Origin of the sequence: Albibacterium bauzanense, from assembly GCF_004339765.1 — a bacterium.
Classification (GTDB): domain Bacteria; phylum Bacteroidota; class Bacteroidia; order Sphingobacteriales; family Sphingobacteriaceae; genus Albibacterium; species Albibacterium bauzanense.
In genome coordinates, this window is the sequence record NZ_SMGO01000003.1 from 464,366 (window position 1) to 481,080 (window position 16,715).

The 16,715-nt window shown below is 37.6% G+C and carries 15 protein-coding genes and 1 tRNA gene; 6 read left to right on the forward strand and 10 right to left on the reverse strand.

The window, feature by feature from the left end:
* Positions 1-542 precede the first annotated feature (542 nt).
* The 9 genes from C8N28_RS13295 to C8N28_RS13340 form a co-directional block, all read right to left on the reverse strand.
* Positions 543-1,343, reverse strand: a complete 801-nt coding sequence (locus C8N28_RS13295) for an AraC family transcriptional regulator (RefSeq protein ID WP_132225694.1) — start codon at positions 1,341-1,343, stop codon at positions 543-545.
* A gap of 1 nt (position 1,344) precedes the next feature.
* A complete protein-coding gene (locus C8N28_RS13300; protein WP_132225696.1) occupies positions 1,345-1,968 on the reverse strand; it encodes a class I SAM-dependent methyltransferase in 624 nt (207 codons plus the stop codon).
* A 141-nt stretch (positions 1,969-2,109) separates the two neighbouring features.
* Positions 2,110-2,271 carry a hypothetical protein gene (locus C8N28_RS14000; protein ID WP_246012833.1) on the reverse strand — a complete coding sequence of 54 codons (162 nt, stop codon included), beginning with the start codon at positions 2,269-2,271 and terminating at the stop codon, positions 2,110-2,112.
* Between the two features lie 568 nt (positions 2,272-2,839).
* The gene (locus C8N28_RS13315) at positions 2,840-3,184 is read right to left on the reverse strand and encodes a four-helix bundle copper-binding protein (protein WP_132225698.1); all 345 of its coding nucleotides are present in this window, start codon (positions 3,182-3,184) and stop codon (positions 2,840-2,842) included.
* Between the two features lie 80 nt (positions 3,185-3,264).
* Entirely contained in the window at positions 3,265-3,885 is a 621-nt protein-coding gene (locus C8N28_RS13320; RefSeq protein ID WP_132225700.1) for a DUF305 domain-containing protein, read from the reverse strand.
* A gap of 746 nt (positions 3,886-4,631) precedes the next feature.
* Positions 4,632-5,117, reverse strand: coding sequence for an ADP-ribosyltransferase-containing protein (locus C8N28_RS13325; protein WP_132225702.1), 486 nt, complete (start codon positions 5,115-5,117; stop codon positions 4,632-4,634).
* Between the two features lie 134 nt (positions 5,118-5,251).
* A complete protein-coding gene (locus C8N28_RS13330; protein ID WP_132225704.1) occupies positions 5,252-5,791 on the reverse strand; it encodes an ORF6N domain-containing protein in 540 nt (179 codons plus the stop codon).
* A gap of 13 nt (positions 5,792-5,804) precedes the next feature.
* Positions 5,805-7,061 carry a site-specific integrase gene (locus C8N28_RS13335; protein WP_132225706.1) on the reverse strand — a complete coding sequence of 419 codons (1,257 nt, stop codon included), beginning with the start codon at positions 7,059-7,061 and terminating at the stop codon, positions 5,805-5,807.
* A gap of 299 nt (positions 7,062-7,360) precedes the next feature.
* Positions 7,361-7,434: transfer RNA gene (locus C8N28_RS13340), tRNA-Pro, on the reverse strand.
* A gap of 372 nt (positions 7,435-7,806) precedes the next feature.
* Here C8N28_RS13340 and C8N28_RS13345 point away from each other — a divergent pair.
* Entirely contained in the window at positions 7,807-8,307 is a 501-nt protein-coding gene (locus C8N28_RS13345; RefSeq protein WP_132225708.1) for a GlcG/HbpS family heme-binding protein, read from the forward strand.
* 79 nt (positions 8,308-8,386) lie between these two features.
* Here C8N28_RS13345 and C8N28_RS13350 read toward each other — a convergent pair whose 3' ends face one another.
* A complete protein-coding gene (locus C8N28_RS13350; protein ID WP_132225710.1) occupies positions 8,387-9,448 on the reverse strand; it encodes an alkene reductase in 1,062 nt (353 codons plus the stop codon).
* Between the two features lie 156 nt (positions 9,449-9,604).
* Between C8N28_RS13350 and C8N28_RS13355 the strand changes: the two genes are divergently transcribed.
* The 5 genes from C8N28_RS13355 (at position 9,605) to C8N28_RS13380 (ending at position 16,710) form a co-directional block, all read left to right on the forward strand.
* Entirely contained in the window at positions 9,605-10,945 is a 1,341-nt protein-coding gene (locus C8N28_RS13355; protein WP_132225712.1) for a sigma-54-dependent transcriptional regulator, read from the forward strand.
* Positions 10,946-11,207: 262 nt separating this feature from the next.
* Positions 11,208-12,896, forward strand: coding sequence for a potassium-transporting ATPase subunit KdpA (gene kdpA, locus C8N28_RS13365; protein WP_132225714.1), 1,689 nt, complete (start codon positions 11,208-11,210; stop codon positions 12,894-12,896).
* A 13-nt stretch (positions 12,897-12,909) separates the two neighbouring features.
* A complete protein-coding gene (gene kdpB / locus C8N28_RS13370; RefSeq protein ID WP_132225716.1) occupies positions 12,910-14,964 on the forward strand; it encodes a potassium-transporting ATPase subunit KdpB in 2,055 nt (684 codons plus the stop codon).
* Positions 14,965-14,996: 32 nt separating this feature from the next.
* The gene (locus C8N28_RS13375) at positions 14,997-15,566 is read left to right on the forward strand and encodes a K(+)-transporting ATPase subunit C (protein ID WP_132225718.1); all 570 of its coding nucleotides are present in this window, start codon (positions 14,997-14,999) and stop codon (positions 15,564-15,566) included.
* A gap of 19 nt (positions 15,567-15,585) precedes the next feature.
* Complete coding sequence (locus C8N28_RS13380; protein ID WP_132225720.1) at positions 15,586-16,710, forward strand: sensor protein KdpD; 1,125 nt, start codon at positions 15,586-15,588, stop codon at positions 16,708-16,710.
* Positions 16,711-16,715: the final 5 nt, after the last annotated feature.

Consider the following 16,715-nt stretch of genomic DNA (forward strand, 5'->3'; position numbering starts at 1 on the left):
TGGAAGGAATTGTAATCACATTAAATTCGTGTTTAATTGCCTTATGGCAGTTATTACAGGTATTGGTCAGATTGATATATCCTTCTTTAAAAACTACGCTCATTTTTTTTGTTGAATGGCTGTGCGAATATTATTTAATGCGGGGTCTATCATTGACAACGACTGAATTTCCGGACAGTCAACACAATATTTTATTATATCATCCAAACTTTCTTGGATTTCGTTTATTTCAAGTCTGCCAATTTCCAATTTTGATTGATGCCCGCAAACCACAATTTATTATGATGACCTGGATATTGCTCATAAATTCTCCAAATCCCTGCTTGTAGCTATTATCCAATTTAGATTGCAGGCTGTCTATTTGGTTACGTATAAACTAATCATTACTACTATGTTGGCTACAACCGCATATTTCTAAAAAAATGGGTGCAATTATAATGTATTTCATGCCCTATAATTTTAAAAAACCGAAAAACTATATAGCAAAATTCGTACAATATTTCTAGTTCTATATGGTATATTTGAAAATACTACGGTAGCCTTTAATGTTTTCGGAATAGATGTGGTGTTAAGCCAGTATGGCGTTTAAAGTATTTTACAAGGTGGGAAGCATCATTGAAGTGTAGATTATAAGCGATTTCAGAAATGCTGTTATCAGTATATATCAGTTGTCTTTTAGCCTCACTGATTATGTGTTCTGAAATAACTTCTGCGGCAGATTGGTTGAGGGATTTCCTACACATGGCATTTAGGTTTTGCGGTGTGGTGTTCAGTTTTTCAGCATAGTACGCAACTTTATTTCTTAATTCATCTGTCTGATTGAGTAGCTCTCTGAATAATAAAACGGTATTATTAGTTTTATTCTTACTGACGGTTAAAGGTTTAGCAGTTCTAATAATCTTAACCAATAATGCTTTCAATATACCTTCTGTAACAATAAAATCATTCTCCCCGATAAGCAATCGAAATAAGGTTTCAATAGTATTATTTTCCTTTAAATGAAGACAATTTAATGCACTTACTTGCGATAAAATCCTTTTCAGTTCGACATCTAATGACTCTTCAACAAAACCTTTCTTCAAGAGCAATACATAACCTTCAGGTACAGCAGTCATATTCCAATGATGTACCTGCTCTTTGCGGACAAAAAATATTGTCGGGGCTTTTATAGAAAATCGGGTATAATCAATCGTATGCGTACCATTTCCGTGCAACAAATATATAATCTCAAAATAATTATTGTGCTTATGTGGTTCGGTTTTCAGGATTTCTTTTCTGAATGGCGAAACTTTGATAAGCTCCGTCATTTCAATTTTATTTTTTATTGCTATGAATTTTTTCAACTTATATTTTTCTTTTAAAACTGCAAAACACAAAGTTCTGAATGGTATCAAAAGGTGTTCTGTGGTCTATAGTAAAGCATCCTATTTTTTCAAAATATTCCTGAAAGTGATTTACCATTGAATTTTCAGAATACTGTTTGGTTTCAATACCACTACATTTTTTCGGACCTTGTTCTGAAAAAGTTCCAATTACCAAAATTCCAGTTGGTTTAATATACTGTTTAACTGTATTGACGTAGCTTTCAATTTCGCTGTCCTTTGTCATAAAATGAAAAGCTGCCCTGTCGTGCCAAAAGTCATATTGTTCTGTAGGTTCGAATGTAGCGGCATCTGCAACTACCCATTTTACGCTGTTTGACTTTTCGTTAAGTCGATGCTTCGCTTTATTAAGTGCTGTTTCCGAAATGTCCAAAACTGTGACGTCCTGATAACCCAAGTCGAGCAAGTGGTCAACAAGAAAACTATCTCCTCCACCAATATCAATGATTTTGGCAGTTTTTGGCACATCGAATTGCTTAATAAACGCTAATGATGTTTCAGGGGTGGGTTGATACCAGCTTACTTCTTCCAATGATTTGGTTTGGTATATTTTTTCCCAATGATTTTTTGTACCGGATAATGACATCGCTTTTAATTTTCAACTCTCTATAATATACAAATTTAACGCTAGTTTTTTTAATGCGTATAATGTTATCGTCGATATTTTGGGTACGAATTTACGGTTATACCACTCTATAACACTTGGATTTGATGAGGAAGAAACGGCTTAGAAAACTGCTAAGAATGGAATACCTAAATATATCAAAACGCTTTTGGATACGCTTGCATTGAAATTGGCCGATCTTAATTTACTCGGCAATACATTGATGAACAGCCAAACCAAGAAGCTGTACCCAAATACCTGAAAGATACTGTTTAGGGCAATCAATAAAGCCGCATATTTTCTGTTACCTTTGAATAAATCATTCTATACGATGACCATTGTTATATATCTTGTCAAACCCATCTTTCGCCAATGGTGGGTACTTTATAGCCAAAGGAATATTTGTAGTACCTACAGACAATTCATTCATCAAACTGGAAATATAAGGGTTGAAACGCCATAACCACGTTCTATGATTGCCTTATTGTGGCTACCTCACCCAACTTGACATTTTTGACATTCAAACCGAGTTTATTCATCTCATTCTGCTCCACCATAATACAGTGGTTGCAAACCATATTTTTAATGAATAGTGTCGCCACAAGTTAATTTCAATAGGTACACAAAACTACAAATATTATGCATTGACAGAGGAACAGAATGGCTTTTGTACAAAATTGTAATGTATATAAAAGTTAATTTTTATATACCTAATAAAATATCCCCAAGTTGGTTACTTGGGGGATATTTTATTTTAAACATTAAGAAGCTCATCGTCCATTTTGCTACATACTTCAATCGATAAAACCTCATAAATATAGACATATAGCATTCTTATGTCTATATCAAGAAACTAAGCAGCATCTGCCATTTCTCCGCATGCTTGGGCACACTTCCTACAAGCCTCAGCACATTCACGGCAATGTTCCATACCCATTTGAGCGTGCTTCTCGCATTCTTCTGCACAGGCTTTACAGATATCTGCGCAAACATGGCAGATATGAGAGCTGAAACTGCTTCCGAGACTCATCAAATCTGCAGCTGATTTACAAATAGAAGCACATTCCAGATCCAGCTGGATACATCTTCTCAGGTCCTGAACCTTTTCTTCCTTTAAACATTCTGCAGCACAATGGCTGCAAGCTATTGCACATGCGTAGCATGCCTCAATGCAATTCTGATACTGTTGATGTGACATAATTGTTGTTTTAATAATTAACATTTAGTTAATAGACATTACTGTTGTTATTGTTCTAAAGCCAATTTTGAAGTTTGACATTATTTATGACCTCTTGCTAAGAGCCAGTCTTGTAATTCTGAAATTTCCTTTTCCTGTTCATCTATGATCTTCACTGCCATTTGCTTCATACTTTCCTCGTGACCATCCAAAAGCACAAGCCTTGAGTTTTCAATTGCACTCTGATGATGCTGAATCATAAGTATAGCGAAATCATGATCAGTATCCCCGTTGATGACCTGCAAATCCGATTCCTTACTGCTTTTCTCCATAACGGTCATAATCATCTGATCGAACTCTGGATTATTAAGATGGGGCGAATGAGTCTGAAGGAAAGCATCCAGCTGAGTAATCTCTGCTTGTTGAGTTTCAATAATGGTTTGGGCCATTGCTTTTAACTGCTCATCTTTACCGTTCTTCAGCTCAAGGTTGGCCATGTCTATGGCTCCCAGATGATGTGTTCTCATCATCATAGCAAAATCATTATCCGGGTCTTTAGTCATCTCCATAGTCATCATTTTATCCATCATTTGATGCTTTAGGGCCATCATCTGGCTTTCGTCATGATCCTGAATTATAATAGTGCCCTTATCATCCTTTGAACAGGAACTAGTTGATATTAGAAGCGCAATGGCGGCTATAACTTTAATGATGTGTTTCATGAGTTCTGATATAAGATTTGTTAATTATTCTGCATGTCCACGACCTTCGGATATGACCTGATAGAAACTTCTCCCGCCAAGCGGATTTTTCCCATATAATGTGTCAAGGCGATTTTCAGCTCCCAATGGCTTGCTGTAAACGACCGAGCAGTAGTACAACGTTTTAATTTTCTTAACAATTCTAAACTCATATAGTTTACACTCTCTATAACTAAGCGTAATGAAAATTACGTTGCGAAATATTAAAAATGAGCCAGCCGGGTTTTAAAAATCAATGAACGTCATCATATGCAAATGCCTCAGCGCTGATCGACCGTTTCGAGCACTTCGCCTGTTTAGAAATCTCAACTAAGGGCACAAAAGCACTTCCCAAAAGATTTTCAAACCGCACAACAATTCAACATCATGAAAAGAAGACACAGCAGAAGTATTGTCGTCATAAGTTTCCTACAAATGGTTGAAATATTTACGGTTCATTAATCTTTTGCTTTCGCAGTATCCGCTGTAGTTCTAATAGCAGGTATCATAAATTATTTCAGAAACAATCAGAAAATCAAGCTGAGTAAAATACATATTGGTGACCACAAAGTTGAATTCGAAACGTTTTAAAACCGATGGTAACTTCAATTCATCTTTTGAAAGCGCCGTAAAGAAATAGAATCAATCTTATTTCTTACTAAATTCTTTTGCAACGGTATAGTCTAGCCGTTGGGTTTTAAATCAATAAAAGTTTTAAAACACCCATTTTAGACTAATAGCCTGATTTGTTCCGTGGTAAAAACAATGTATTCCATTTCATCGTTGCCCAATGAAGAGATTATACCATCATATCCTGCTTCTTTTAAGGAATGGTGACTTTCTTCGGAATTCAACGCATCATATAGGTCGTCTATCTCACCAAGAGAAATATTTTCATCAAGTTGAATTAATGCGTCTTCTTCTGAAAGCACTTCACCTGTCAAAATTTCCCAAATAAGTGGGGCTTGATTTCGCTCCGAAAAGATCCCATGTACAGTTAGGTCAATTGCTTTTTTAATAACAATATTTGCTTTGATAATCCTCTTACCAAATAGTGTGGCATATTCTTTCTTTTCGGTAAAGAAAAATCCATGGATACTATTAGGGAATCCCGTATTACTGCCTTTCTTAGTTTCATCAAAGCGGTCAAATATTGCATCTGTTCCGTGATAAACTATTTTTGAGATCTGGGGTAGTGCTCTAAGATTGCTCATGACTTTTTGTTAAGCAATCAACTTGAATGGAGTAAACCATCAAGGGCATGAGGCAACGAATGTTTATATACCCTTGATGGTTATACGGAACGAAAGTAAATTTGCGATAAAACAAAAAATGAGCAATCTGGCTCTTAAAGATCATCTGGTTTGAAACCGATCCGTTTTCTCGGTGGTTTGGATTGGTTCGGCTTTTCCAACAGTTCGTCGAGGTATTTAAAAACGATCTCCATGTTTTTATCCTGATTGTCAAGCTTGTTTTTGATTTTCTCTACTTCTAGTCTTATTTCTGTATTGTCGGCTAATACTTGGCGTATGTGGGTAAAGACCCGTATAATTTGAATGTTGACTTGGATTGCCCTGGAACTGTTGAGTACACTTGACAACATTGCAACTCCCTGTTCTGTAAAAACCATCGGAGCATACTTTATATTCCCGCCCTGTTTCAAGGTGCCATTTTGGCTCCTTGAATTTCGGGATTCTTCAGGAGTCGACTCGAACATGAAATCTTCGGGAAAACGCTCTATGTTTCGCCTTACCTGTCGTTTGAGCTGTTTGGTTTCAACTTCATAGAGTGCCGCTAAATCGGAATCAAACATCACTTTTTGATCCCTGATATAATAAATCTTGCTGATGACAATGTCATCCGGTATTTTTAATTCTGTATTTTCCATCACTTAAATATGATTAGTCTTTCAAAACTTTCAATGCAATCTGTTCGTTTTCCTCCAGCCGATTTCTCAGGTTGGCCATATCCTGACTGACCTTCTGCTCAACAACTTTGGCATAAATTTGCGTAGTGCGGATGGTGGTGTGTCCTAACATCTTGCTTACTGTTTCAATGGGAACGCCATTGGAAAGAGTAACCGAGGTGGCGAAGGTGTGTCTCGCCAAATGAAACGTTAAATGCTTCTTGATACCACATAAATCGGCCACTTCTTTTAGATAGCTGTTTAGCTTTTGGTTTGAAATTACTGGAAACATGGTACCATGTGCAATTGCACGGGGATTATCTTTGTATTTTTCGATAATGGCCTCGGCCTTTGGAAGGATAGGGACATTAACTGACGTGTCGGTTTTTTCACGCATTGTTTTGATCCAACGATTACCATCGGTCCCCAGCAGAATATTATCAGGTGTCAACTGCATCACGTCTATATAGGCGATGCCGGTGTAGCAGCTGAAAACAAAAAGGTCTTTTGCATATTGAATTCGCTGTACCGAGAATACTTTTTTCTCAATTCTAGACAGTTCATCGCTGGTTAAAAAGTCGCGCTCCACTTTTTGCATCCTTAGCTTGTAAAGTTCGAAAGGGTTCTTTTCCATCCAGCCGAGCTTCACACCTAAGCGCACCATCTTACGGAACCGTTCCAAATGCTTCATGACGCCGTTATTTGCCATTCCCTTATGGTGATCGGTCGGTTCATAGGTTCGCAAAAAGTACTCGAATTGAGTTATAAATTTGTAATCCAGTTCGGAGAGGTAGATGTCTGGCTTCTTGAATTGCTGTAGCACAAATTCATTAAGGTATTTTACGGTCGTAAAATAGTTTTTTAGTGTTCCATAGGCTAGCACTTCTTTCATATGCAGGTTATGATATTCCATCAGCGATTGCAGTGTATTTTCCTGCTCTACTTCTCCCAAATACATATTCTTGATTGCCTCGGGGGTGATTAGTTTCTTAGACATGACCATCTCCTGGTAATATCCCGACAGGACACCTCTTACCTGCTCAAGAAATCCATTTAGAATTTTGAGGTCTGTGTTCTTTGCTTTTGGAAGTCCCCTTGAAGAATTCCAATCGGACACTTTCACTTTTTTCTTGAGGGACATCTCAATTCTGGCTCCGTTTACTGCAATCCTTACATAAATCGGGGCGATTCCGTTTTTTTCTTTGTTCATCCGAAGAATGAAATGAACACCGAACGTGTTTGCTGATCTCATACACTATTTTTTAAAGTTTAACATAGACTGATATGAACTATTACGTCCAGACAGGTCACCAGAAAAGCCAAAAAAGTAATTCTTTCTGATCTATATGAGTCTAAATATTATTGATGTATATTTCTATATATCAATAAGTTAAACCCTTTCTGGTGACCCAATTTAATAAAATAAAAGAGGTCACCTGATAGTTCTCAGAAGGTATGGATTGAAACGAATTAATATGAACTGTTTAAAAGCAAAAAAGCCTCTAAATCGTATGATTTAGAGGCTTTTGGATCCAGATGAACTGGTTTCCGTCGGGGTGGCAGGATTCGAACCTACGACCTCCACATCCCAAATGTGGCGCGATACCGGGCTACGCTACACCCCGAATTCCCTAGCGGGTGTGCAAATGTAAGAAGTAAATTTGAATTAGCAAATAATTATAATATTTATTTCAAAATACTTCATAAAGTGCCTTATTCATTCAAATTCCTAATATATCAGCAAAATACCGTCCTGAAAACAATTCCCATTTCAGCCTAAAAACCAATAGAAAGCGCTCCATTTATTTCACCTTAAAATAAACTCAACTCCATACCCCTATCAATCAACCACTTCATAAAAAACAAGCACCTCGTAACTTCCAACAAAACAAACAATGTAACATCATTGTGCCAATAACATTTTCAATTTTAATCTTAATCAACAACCTTTAATCTTATTTTAGAAACAAAATATCACAACCAAAACACCTATTAAAATGAAAAAGATCACAATTGTATTATTTCTTGCTTTAAGCTTTGGCTTAACAACTTCAGTTCTCGCACAAGGAGGACGTGCTCCTGCCCCAGCTTTAATGGATTTAACTACCGCTAAAGCGTTGGTAGATGCAGCTACTACAGAAGCCAGAGCAAACAACGCAAATGTTGCTATAGCAGTTGTAGATGCCAATGGCGACCTTGTAAACTTCAATCGAATGGATGGTGCCTCAGCGCAAGCAGTTACCAGCTCTCAAGGCAAAGCCCGTGCAGCAATCTTATTCGGTTTACCAACAAAAGCAGCAGCTGATGCTGTAGCCGCCGGCACACCTTTAAGTGCAAAGCTTACACCATCAGGAGCAGGCGCTTTCCCGGTAACAGTTCAACAAGGCGGACTTCCAATCATTAAGGATGGAAAAGTAATTGGAGGGATTGGTGTTGGTGGAGCCTCACCTGCAAGCGACGAAATGTTCGCTCAAAAAGGTATAGACTCAATAAAATAAAAACATAAAAATAAAGGGAGAAATCTCATCGAAGCACTCCCTTTATTCATAATCATCAAATTGAATCAGTATCGGGTAATTAAACCAATACCGGGTAATCGGTATACCCCTTCGCATCTGCAGTATACAAACTTGTATAATCTGGTTCATTTAATTCCGCTCCCACAGCTATCCGTTTATCAAGATCCGGATTAGCTAAAAAGGATCTTCCAAAAGCAACTATATCTGCAAAACCATTATCTAATGCAGCCTCTGCGCTTGATGGTGTAAATCCATTACACTGAATAATGGTACCTTTAAAGGAAGAACGAATAGCATCCAATGTATCTTGGGGCATTTGTGCACCAAAGCCTATATGAACGTAAGCAATGCCAATCTCGTCAAGTTCGCGAGCTAAATAAGCATACGTTTCATGAGCTTCATCATAGGGTTGCAAATCGCCTAAAGTTGAATAAGGAGAAAAACGAATACCTACCTTCTCTTTTCCAATCGCAGCTACTACACTTTTTGCAATCTCTATCGCGAATTTCGCTCGCCCTTCTACACTACCTCCAAATTCGTCAGTACGTGTATTTACATTCGGATTTAAAAACTGCTCAATCAGATAACCATTTGCACCATGAAGTTCAACGCCATCGAAACCTGCTTCAATAGCATTTTTCGCTGCCTTTACATATCCTGCCATCACCTCTCTCACTCCTTCTGTCGTTAAAGCAACCGGTTCTGAATGATCTTGCATTCCCGAAGTATCTGTAAATATCTCACCAGCAGCCTTAATTGCAGATGGACCAACCAAATCAACTCCAGCCGGCAAATTATCTTTATGGCCAATACGGCCACTATGCATTAACTGTAAAAATATTTTGGTGCCATTCTTATGTACAGCTTCGGTTACTTTTTTCCAACCTTCTATTTGAGCTTGAGAAAAAACACCAGGTATACGGGCATAACCCAACCCTTCGGGTGCCGGTGCTGTCCCTTCTGTAATAATTAATCCTGCCCCACTACGTTGCGAGTAATATTCGGCCATTAATGCATTCGGTATATTATCGATTGCTCTGCTACGAGTCATAGGTGCCATCACCAAATGGTTCTTAAGGCTCAATCCGCCTTTTGTGTATGGTTTTAAAATCTTATTCATATCATTGTATTTATTAAGACAAATATCTGTCTAATCATAAGATTAAAACGATGACATATGTCAAATAATTAGTCCTATCCGACAATAAGACATCTATTTGACAGTACGGTAACTTCCAGATTTTATATCTAATTTTGATAATCTAAAATCAACCTAGTGAGGCAAATTCTTTTAATTGATGATGAAGAGAAACTTCGTACCCTTATGGCCAAAATTATAGGCTTAGAAGGATTTGAAGTAACTCAGGCGGAAGATGCAAATTCAGCTCAAAAGAAACTTACTCAAAAAGACTTCGATGTCATTATTTGCGACGTTAAATTACCAGACGCCAATGGTGTAGAGCTCATTAAAGAAATCAAAGACAAACAACCACTATCCGAAGTAATACTTCTCACTGCCTATGGCAATATTAGTGATGGTGTTCAAGCAATAAAAAATGGCGCATTCGATTATTTGGTAAAAGGCGATGATAATAATAAAATCGTTCCCTTGTTACATAAAGCAATGGATAAAGTACAACTTGCAAAACGAGTATATCAACTCGAAAAACAGGTTGGTAAGAGATATTCATTCGACAATATTATTGGTAAATCAACAGGAATTCTAAATGCTATTGAATTAGGAAAAAAGGTAGCACAAACAGATACCTCCGTTTTATTGCTCGGCGAAACAGGTACAGGGAAAGAAGTCTTTGCACAAGCTATCCATAATGCAAGTAAAAGAACCAACAAACCATTTATCGCATTAAACTGCTCGGCATTTAATAGAGAGTTATTAGAAACCGAACTATTCGGTCATATAGCCGGTGCATTCACAGGAGCTATTAAAGACAAGAAAGGATTGTTCGAAGAAGCTCATACCGGAACAATATTCTTAGACGAAATTGGCGAGATGGCAATAGAGCTACAGGCGAAATTATTAAGAGTACTGGAAGCTGGAGAATTCATTAAAGTCGGCACAAGCCTCCCAACAAAAGTAAATGTAAGGGTAATAGCTGCTACAAACCGCAACCTTGAACAAGAAATTGAAACCGGACATTTCAGAAGCGATTTATTTTATCGCTTATCTGTATTTCAAATAACACTCCCTCCTCTCCGGGAAAGAATTTCAGATATTGAACTTTTAGCAAGCAATTTCACTCAGGAGTTTGCGTTGAAAATGAACAAAAAAATCAAATCGCTTGAACCTGATTATATCAAAGCCCTCCAACAAAATCAATGGAAAGGAAATATCAGGGAACTCAAAAACATCATTGAAAGAAGTGTAATCTTAAGCGATAAAGATATTTTAGATACAGATAGCCTGCCCTACGAATTACGCAGTATCCGATCTCAAGACGATAAATCTATTTCTGCCTTCTCAATGGCAGGAGTAGAAAAGCTGCATATTCAAAAAGTATTGAATTATACCCAAGGAAATAAAGCCGAAACAGCCAGACTACTCGGTATCGGAATTGCCACACTTTATCGTAAAATCGAAGAATATAAAATCGCGTAAACACGCACTACTTCCAAACTCACCATTCCATTTTGATAAACACCATATCAAAACGATAGGCTAATATTTCTACCTCAGCCATCCAAAACAATACAACATACTATTTATCAATTAATTACAATTATCTTTTTTATTTGGAACAGCATTAGCCTAATGCTTTCAAACAAAAATATAATCTCATGACCCCATTATTCATCATTGCAATCCTGGTATTCTGCTATATGTGCTATGTATTGCTTAAACCAGAAAAATTCTAATTAAAATGAATACAGAAATATTAGGCATCATTGCCATGTTCGTTATCACACTTCTACTCGCTCTTCCTTTAGGAAAGTACATAGCGCGCGTATATAACGGTGATCAAACACTTTTGGATCCTATTTTCAACCCATTAGAGCGACTATTCTTTAAAATAAGTGGGATTAATCCTTATCAAGAATGGAGTTGGCAAAAGAATATGATTGCTTTACTGGCCATCAACTTTGTTTGGTTCCTTTTGGGCATGTTTATTTTAATGAATATGAGCTGGCTCCCTCTAAATCCTGATCATAATCCAAGCCAGAGTGCCCATTTAGCTTTTAACACCACAATATCTTTCTTAGTAAACTGCAACCTACAGCACTATTCAGGTGAATCTGGCGTAAGCTACCTAGGGCAGCTTTATCTAATGTTTTTACAGTTTGCAAGTGCGGCAACAGGAATGGCAGCCGCTGTAACATTATTCAGAGCATTACGAAAAGGCACTCATAAAACTCTAGGAAACTTCTTCAATGACTATCTAAGATCCTGCACCCGTATTTTATTACCTCTCAGTTTTATTATGAGTATCCTCTTAATGTTTAGCGGCACACCCATGACCTTAGAAGGTAAACAACAAATGATATCACTACAAGGTGACACAACACAAGTGTCTACTGGTCCGGTCGCAGCCTTTGTTGCCATTAAGCATTTAGGAACAAACGGAGGAGGATTCTTTGGTGCAAACAGCGCTCATCCTCTTGAAAACCCCACCTATTTTACCAATATGTTAGAAATGATAGCCCAAATGCTCATTCCATTCGCTATGGTATTTGCTTTTGGTTATTTCATCCAACGTAAAAAACTATCATGGGTCATTTTTGGAGTAATGACCTTTGGCTTTCTCGCCCTTGCAATTCCAAACGTAATCATGGAATCGCAAGGAAATCCCATAATTACTCAAATGGGGATAAACAACGAACTCGGCAATATGGAAGGTAAAGAAATACGAATCGGAGCTCCTGCATCCGGCTACTGGAGCATTGCAACAACAGTTATATCTACTGGCTCTGTTAACTCTATGCATGATAGTTTTATGCCACTTTCCGGCATGAACCAACTACTTGCCATGATGACCAACTCCTTTTTTGGCGGAGTAGGCGTAGGAATACTCAACTATTTTATCTTCATCATTCTGGCAGTATTTATCAGCGGATTAATGGTGGGCAGAACACCCGAATTCTTAGGGAAAAAGATTGAAGCGCGAGAAATGAAAATAGCGATGATCATTGCTTTATTGCATCCTTTTCTAATTTTAGCAGGAACCGCAATGGCAAGCTCCTTTCCTCTATATACAGCCAGCACATTAAACAATCCTGGATTTCACGGATTTAGTGAAATGCTTTATGAATATACTTCTAGTGCTGCAAACAATGGCAGTGGCTTTGAAGGTTTAGGAGATAATACCCCCTGGTGGAATATCTCGACCGGGTTTGTATTAATATTCGGCAGATTTCTACCCATCATTGGCCCTGTAGCAATTGCAGGCATATTGGGGGCAAAAAAATACATTCCAGAAAGTGTCGGAACCTTACAAACCGATACAGCCACTTTTGGCTTTATGACCTTAGCAGTTATCGTTATTTTGGCAGCCCTAGCTTTCTTTCCTGTATTAACATTAGGCCCCATCGCAGAATTTTTCTCTATCCATTAATTAAAGAGCAATCATGAAATCTCAAAATAAATCATTGTTTCAGAAAGAATTAGTTAGCGAAGCACTCAAACAATCTTTCGTCAAATTAAATCCAAAAGTCATGTTTCGAAACCCTGTAATGTTCACTGTATGGGTCGGAACTGTAATTATGTTAGCTGTATGTATATGGATACTAACAGGTGAAAAATCACAAGGCTTTCTTTCCTATAATTTCGTCGTTTTCCTTGTATTATTCTTAACCCTCTTATTTGCAAACTTTGCAGAAGCTATTGCTGAAGCCAGAGGGAAAGCTCAAGCTAATTCACTCCGAAAAACACGAGAAGAAACACCTGCAAAGAAAGCAGAATGGATTGAAGGAAAACTTGTAAACAAAAATCAAACAATTCCTTCATCCCTATTGCAAAAAGGCGATTTCTTTATCTGTGAAGCTGGCGATATTATCCCCACTGATGGAGAAATCGTAGAAGGGCTCGCTACCATCGACGAAAGTGCCATTACAGGCGAAAGTGCTCCTGTTATTCGTGAATCCGGAGGAGATAAAAGTAGCGTAACAGGGGGCACAAAAGTACTATCCGACAAAATAATAGTAAAAGTAACGACAGAACCAGGTGAAAGTTTTTTGGATAAAATGATTGCATTGGTAGAAGGTGCAAGCCGTCAAAAAACACCCAATGAAATTGCTTTAACCATTCTATTAGCCGGGTTTACGCTCATCTTTATTATTGTATGTATTACCTTAAAGCCATTTAGTGATTATGCGAATGCACCCATCACCATTGCTGCTTTTATTGCATTATTCGTCTGCTTAATTCCAACAACAATCGGAGGCTTATTATCTGCCATTGGCATAGCAGGAATGGATCGTGCATTACGTGCCAATGTAATTACCAAAAGTGGAAAAGCAGTAGAAACTGCAGGTGATATCGATGTGCTTTTGCTTGATAAAACAGGTACCATTACCATTGGTAATCGAAAAGCTACTCACTTTTTTCCTGCAATAGGAATTGATGAAAAACAATTTATCAGTCGCGCTGTATTAAGCTCGATGGCTGATAATACTCCGGAAGGAAAATCCATTATTGAACTCTCTGGCATGAATCCAAAATTATTAGAAGTACATAATTCACAGTTTATCAAATTTACGGCCGAAACAAGAAGTTCCGGTATCAATCTCGAAGATGGTAGTAAAATCCGTAAAGGTGCTGCTGATGCTATCAAGCAATTGCATGAAAAAACGGGTGGAGTCTTTCCTCAGGAAATAACCAGGCAAGTAGAAGATATTTCACGAAATGGAGGAACACCATTAGTAGTCTATGAAAGTCTTTTACAAAAATCGATCGTATTAGGTGTTATTGAGCTGCAGGATATTATTAAGCCAGGTATTCAAGAACGTTTCGAACGACTTCGAAAAATGGGCATTAAAACAGTCATGGTAACAGGCGATAATCCGCTTACTGCAAAATACATAGCAGAAAAGGCTGGAGTAGATGATTTTATTGCTGAAGCTAAGCCTGAAGACAAAATGAATTACATCAAAAAAGAGCAGGCCGCAGGCCGTTTGGTTGCCATGATGGGAGATGGCACGAACGACGCCCCTGCCCTTGCTCAAGCCGATGTAGGTGTAGCAATGAACAGTGGAACGCAAGCTGCTAAAGAGGCTGGCAACATGGTTGATCTGGATAATGACCCTACCAAACTAATCGAAATAGTTGAAATTGGTAAACAGTTGCTCATGACCAGAGGAACGCTTACTACGTTTTCAATAGCCAATGATGTAGCAAAATATTTTGCCATCATACCGGCATTGTTTATTGCTGCTATTCCTGCATTACAAGCTCTCAACATCATGCAATTGCAAAGTCCGGAAAGTGCCATCCTATCAGCTATAATCTTTAATGCAATTATTATCCCTTTACTTATCCCATTGGCTTTAAAAGGAGTTGCATACAAACCTATCGGAGCAAGCGCTCTTCTCAGAAGAAACCTTTTTATTTATGGCCTAGGCGGAATCATAATTCCTTTTATCGGCATCAAATTAATTGACATACTGGTTAGCCAGTTTATATAAAAACCATTAACACTATTTTAAATCATCAAGAAATGAAAAAGTATCTTCTCCCGGCAATAAAACTAACATTACTGTCAATCATCCTATTATCGGGTATTTATACATTAATATCGCTTGGTATTGCTCAAGCAATGCCTGATAATGGGAAAGGACAAAAAATCACGCAAAACAATAAGATCTACTATGCCAATATTGGCCAATCCTTTACTAACGACCAATACTTTTGGTCTCGTCCATCGGCAGTAGCTTACAACGCAGCTGGCAGTAGCGGTAGTAATAAAGGCCCCACGAATCCAGAATATTTACAAACCGTTCAAGCAAGGATTGATACATTCTTAGTTCATAACCCAGGTATAGAAAAGTCGCAAATACCAGTAGATTTAGTTACCGCAAGTGGTAGCGGACTAGATCCTGATATCTCAATTGAGGCAGCTACAGTACAAATAAAACGCATTTCAAAGATCAGAAACATCCCTGAAAAAGAAATTAAGCAACTTATTGATAGAAATATAGAAAAACCACTCTTAGGATTATTCGGACCTGATAAGATCAACGTATTAAAATTAAATTTAGCTTTAGATATTCTAGACCAATCGCTATGATTTTAAAAAACCTATCTTAATGAGCGAGAGAGAAAACAATGTTCAGCAATTCCTCGATCTGATTAAAAAATCAAGGCGAGGAAAATTCAAGATCTATATCGGAATGAGCGCCGGTGTGGGTAAAACTTACCGAATGCTGCAAGAAGCAAAGGCATTGCTGAATAATGGGATCGATGTTAAAATAGGCTACATAGAAACACACAATAGAAAAGAAACTGCTGCACTATTAGAGGGCTTACCAGTCATTCCGCGACGCTCACTTTTTTACAAGGGTAAGGAGCTTCAAGAATTAGATATTCAAGCTGTAATTAACTTACGTCCGGAAGTGGTCATAATAGACGAACTTGCTCATACTAATATTGAGGGCAGTAAAAATGAAAAACGCTGGCAAGATGTTCTTGAAATTTTAGATGCTGGCATTAACGTTATCAGTGCTGTAAATATACAGCACATCGAAAGCTTAAATAATGAAATAAAGAACATTACCGGAGTAGAAGTAGCAGAACGCATACCTGATAAAGTTCTAAGTTTGGCTGATGAGGTTGTGAATATTGATCTTACCGTCGCTGAATTAATTGCTCGTTTAAGAGAAGGGAAAATCTATTCAGAAGATAAGATTCAAACTGCCTTAGCTAATTTTTTCAAAGGTGAACACATCTTACAATTACGTGAATTAGCACTTAAAGAAGTAGCCGATCAGGTGGTACGACAAGTTGAAACAATAACTCAAAAATCGCCCGGTATTAAACGAGAAAAATTTTTAGCTTGTATCGATAGCAATGAAACCAAAGCGAGAAACGTTATTCGTAAAACAGCCCGACTTGCAGGTTATTACAGTGGCGAATGGTTTGTTTTATATGTACAAACTCCAAAAGAGGGAGTAAATAAAATAGCATTAGATAAGCAACGTATGTTAATTAACAATTTTAAATTAGCTACTGAATTGGGAGGAACAGTTATACGTGTTCAAAATAAAAATGTAGCAACAGCAATTATTGAACAAGCTAAGAAAATGAAGATTACTACGGTTTGCATCGGAAAACCTCGTATAAGCTTAATGGGTGTAATTTTCTCTACCAATTTGTTTAACGGGTTGCTCAGACGCCTTTCTATGGTAGATATTGATTTAGTGATATTAACTTAATTTCG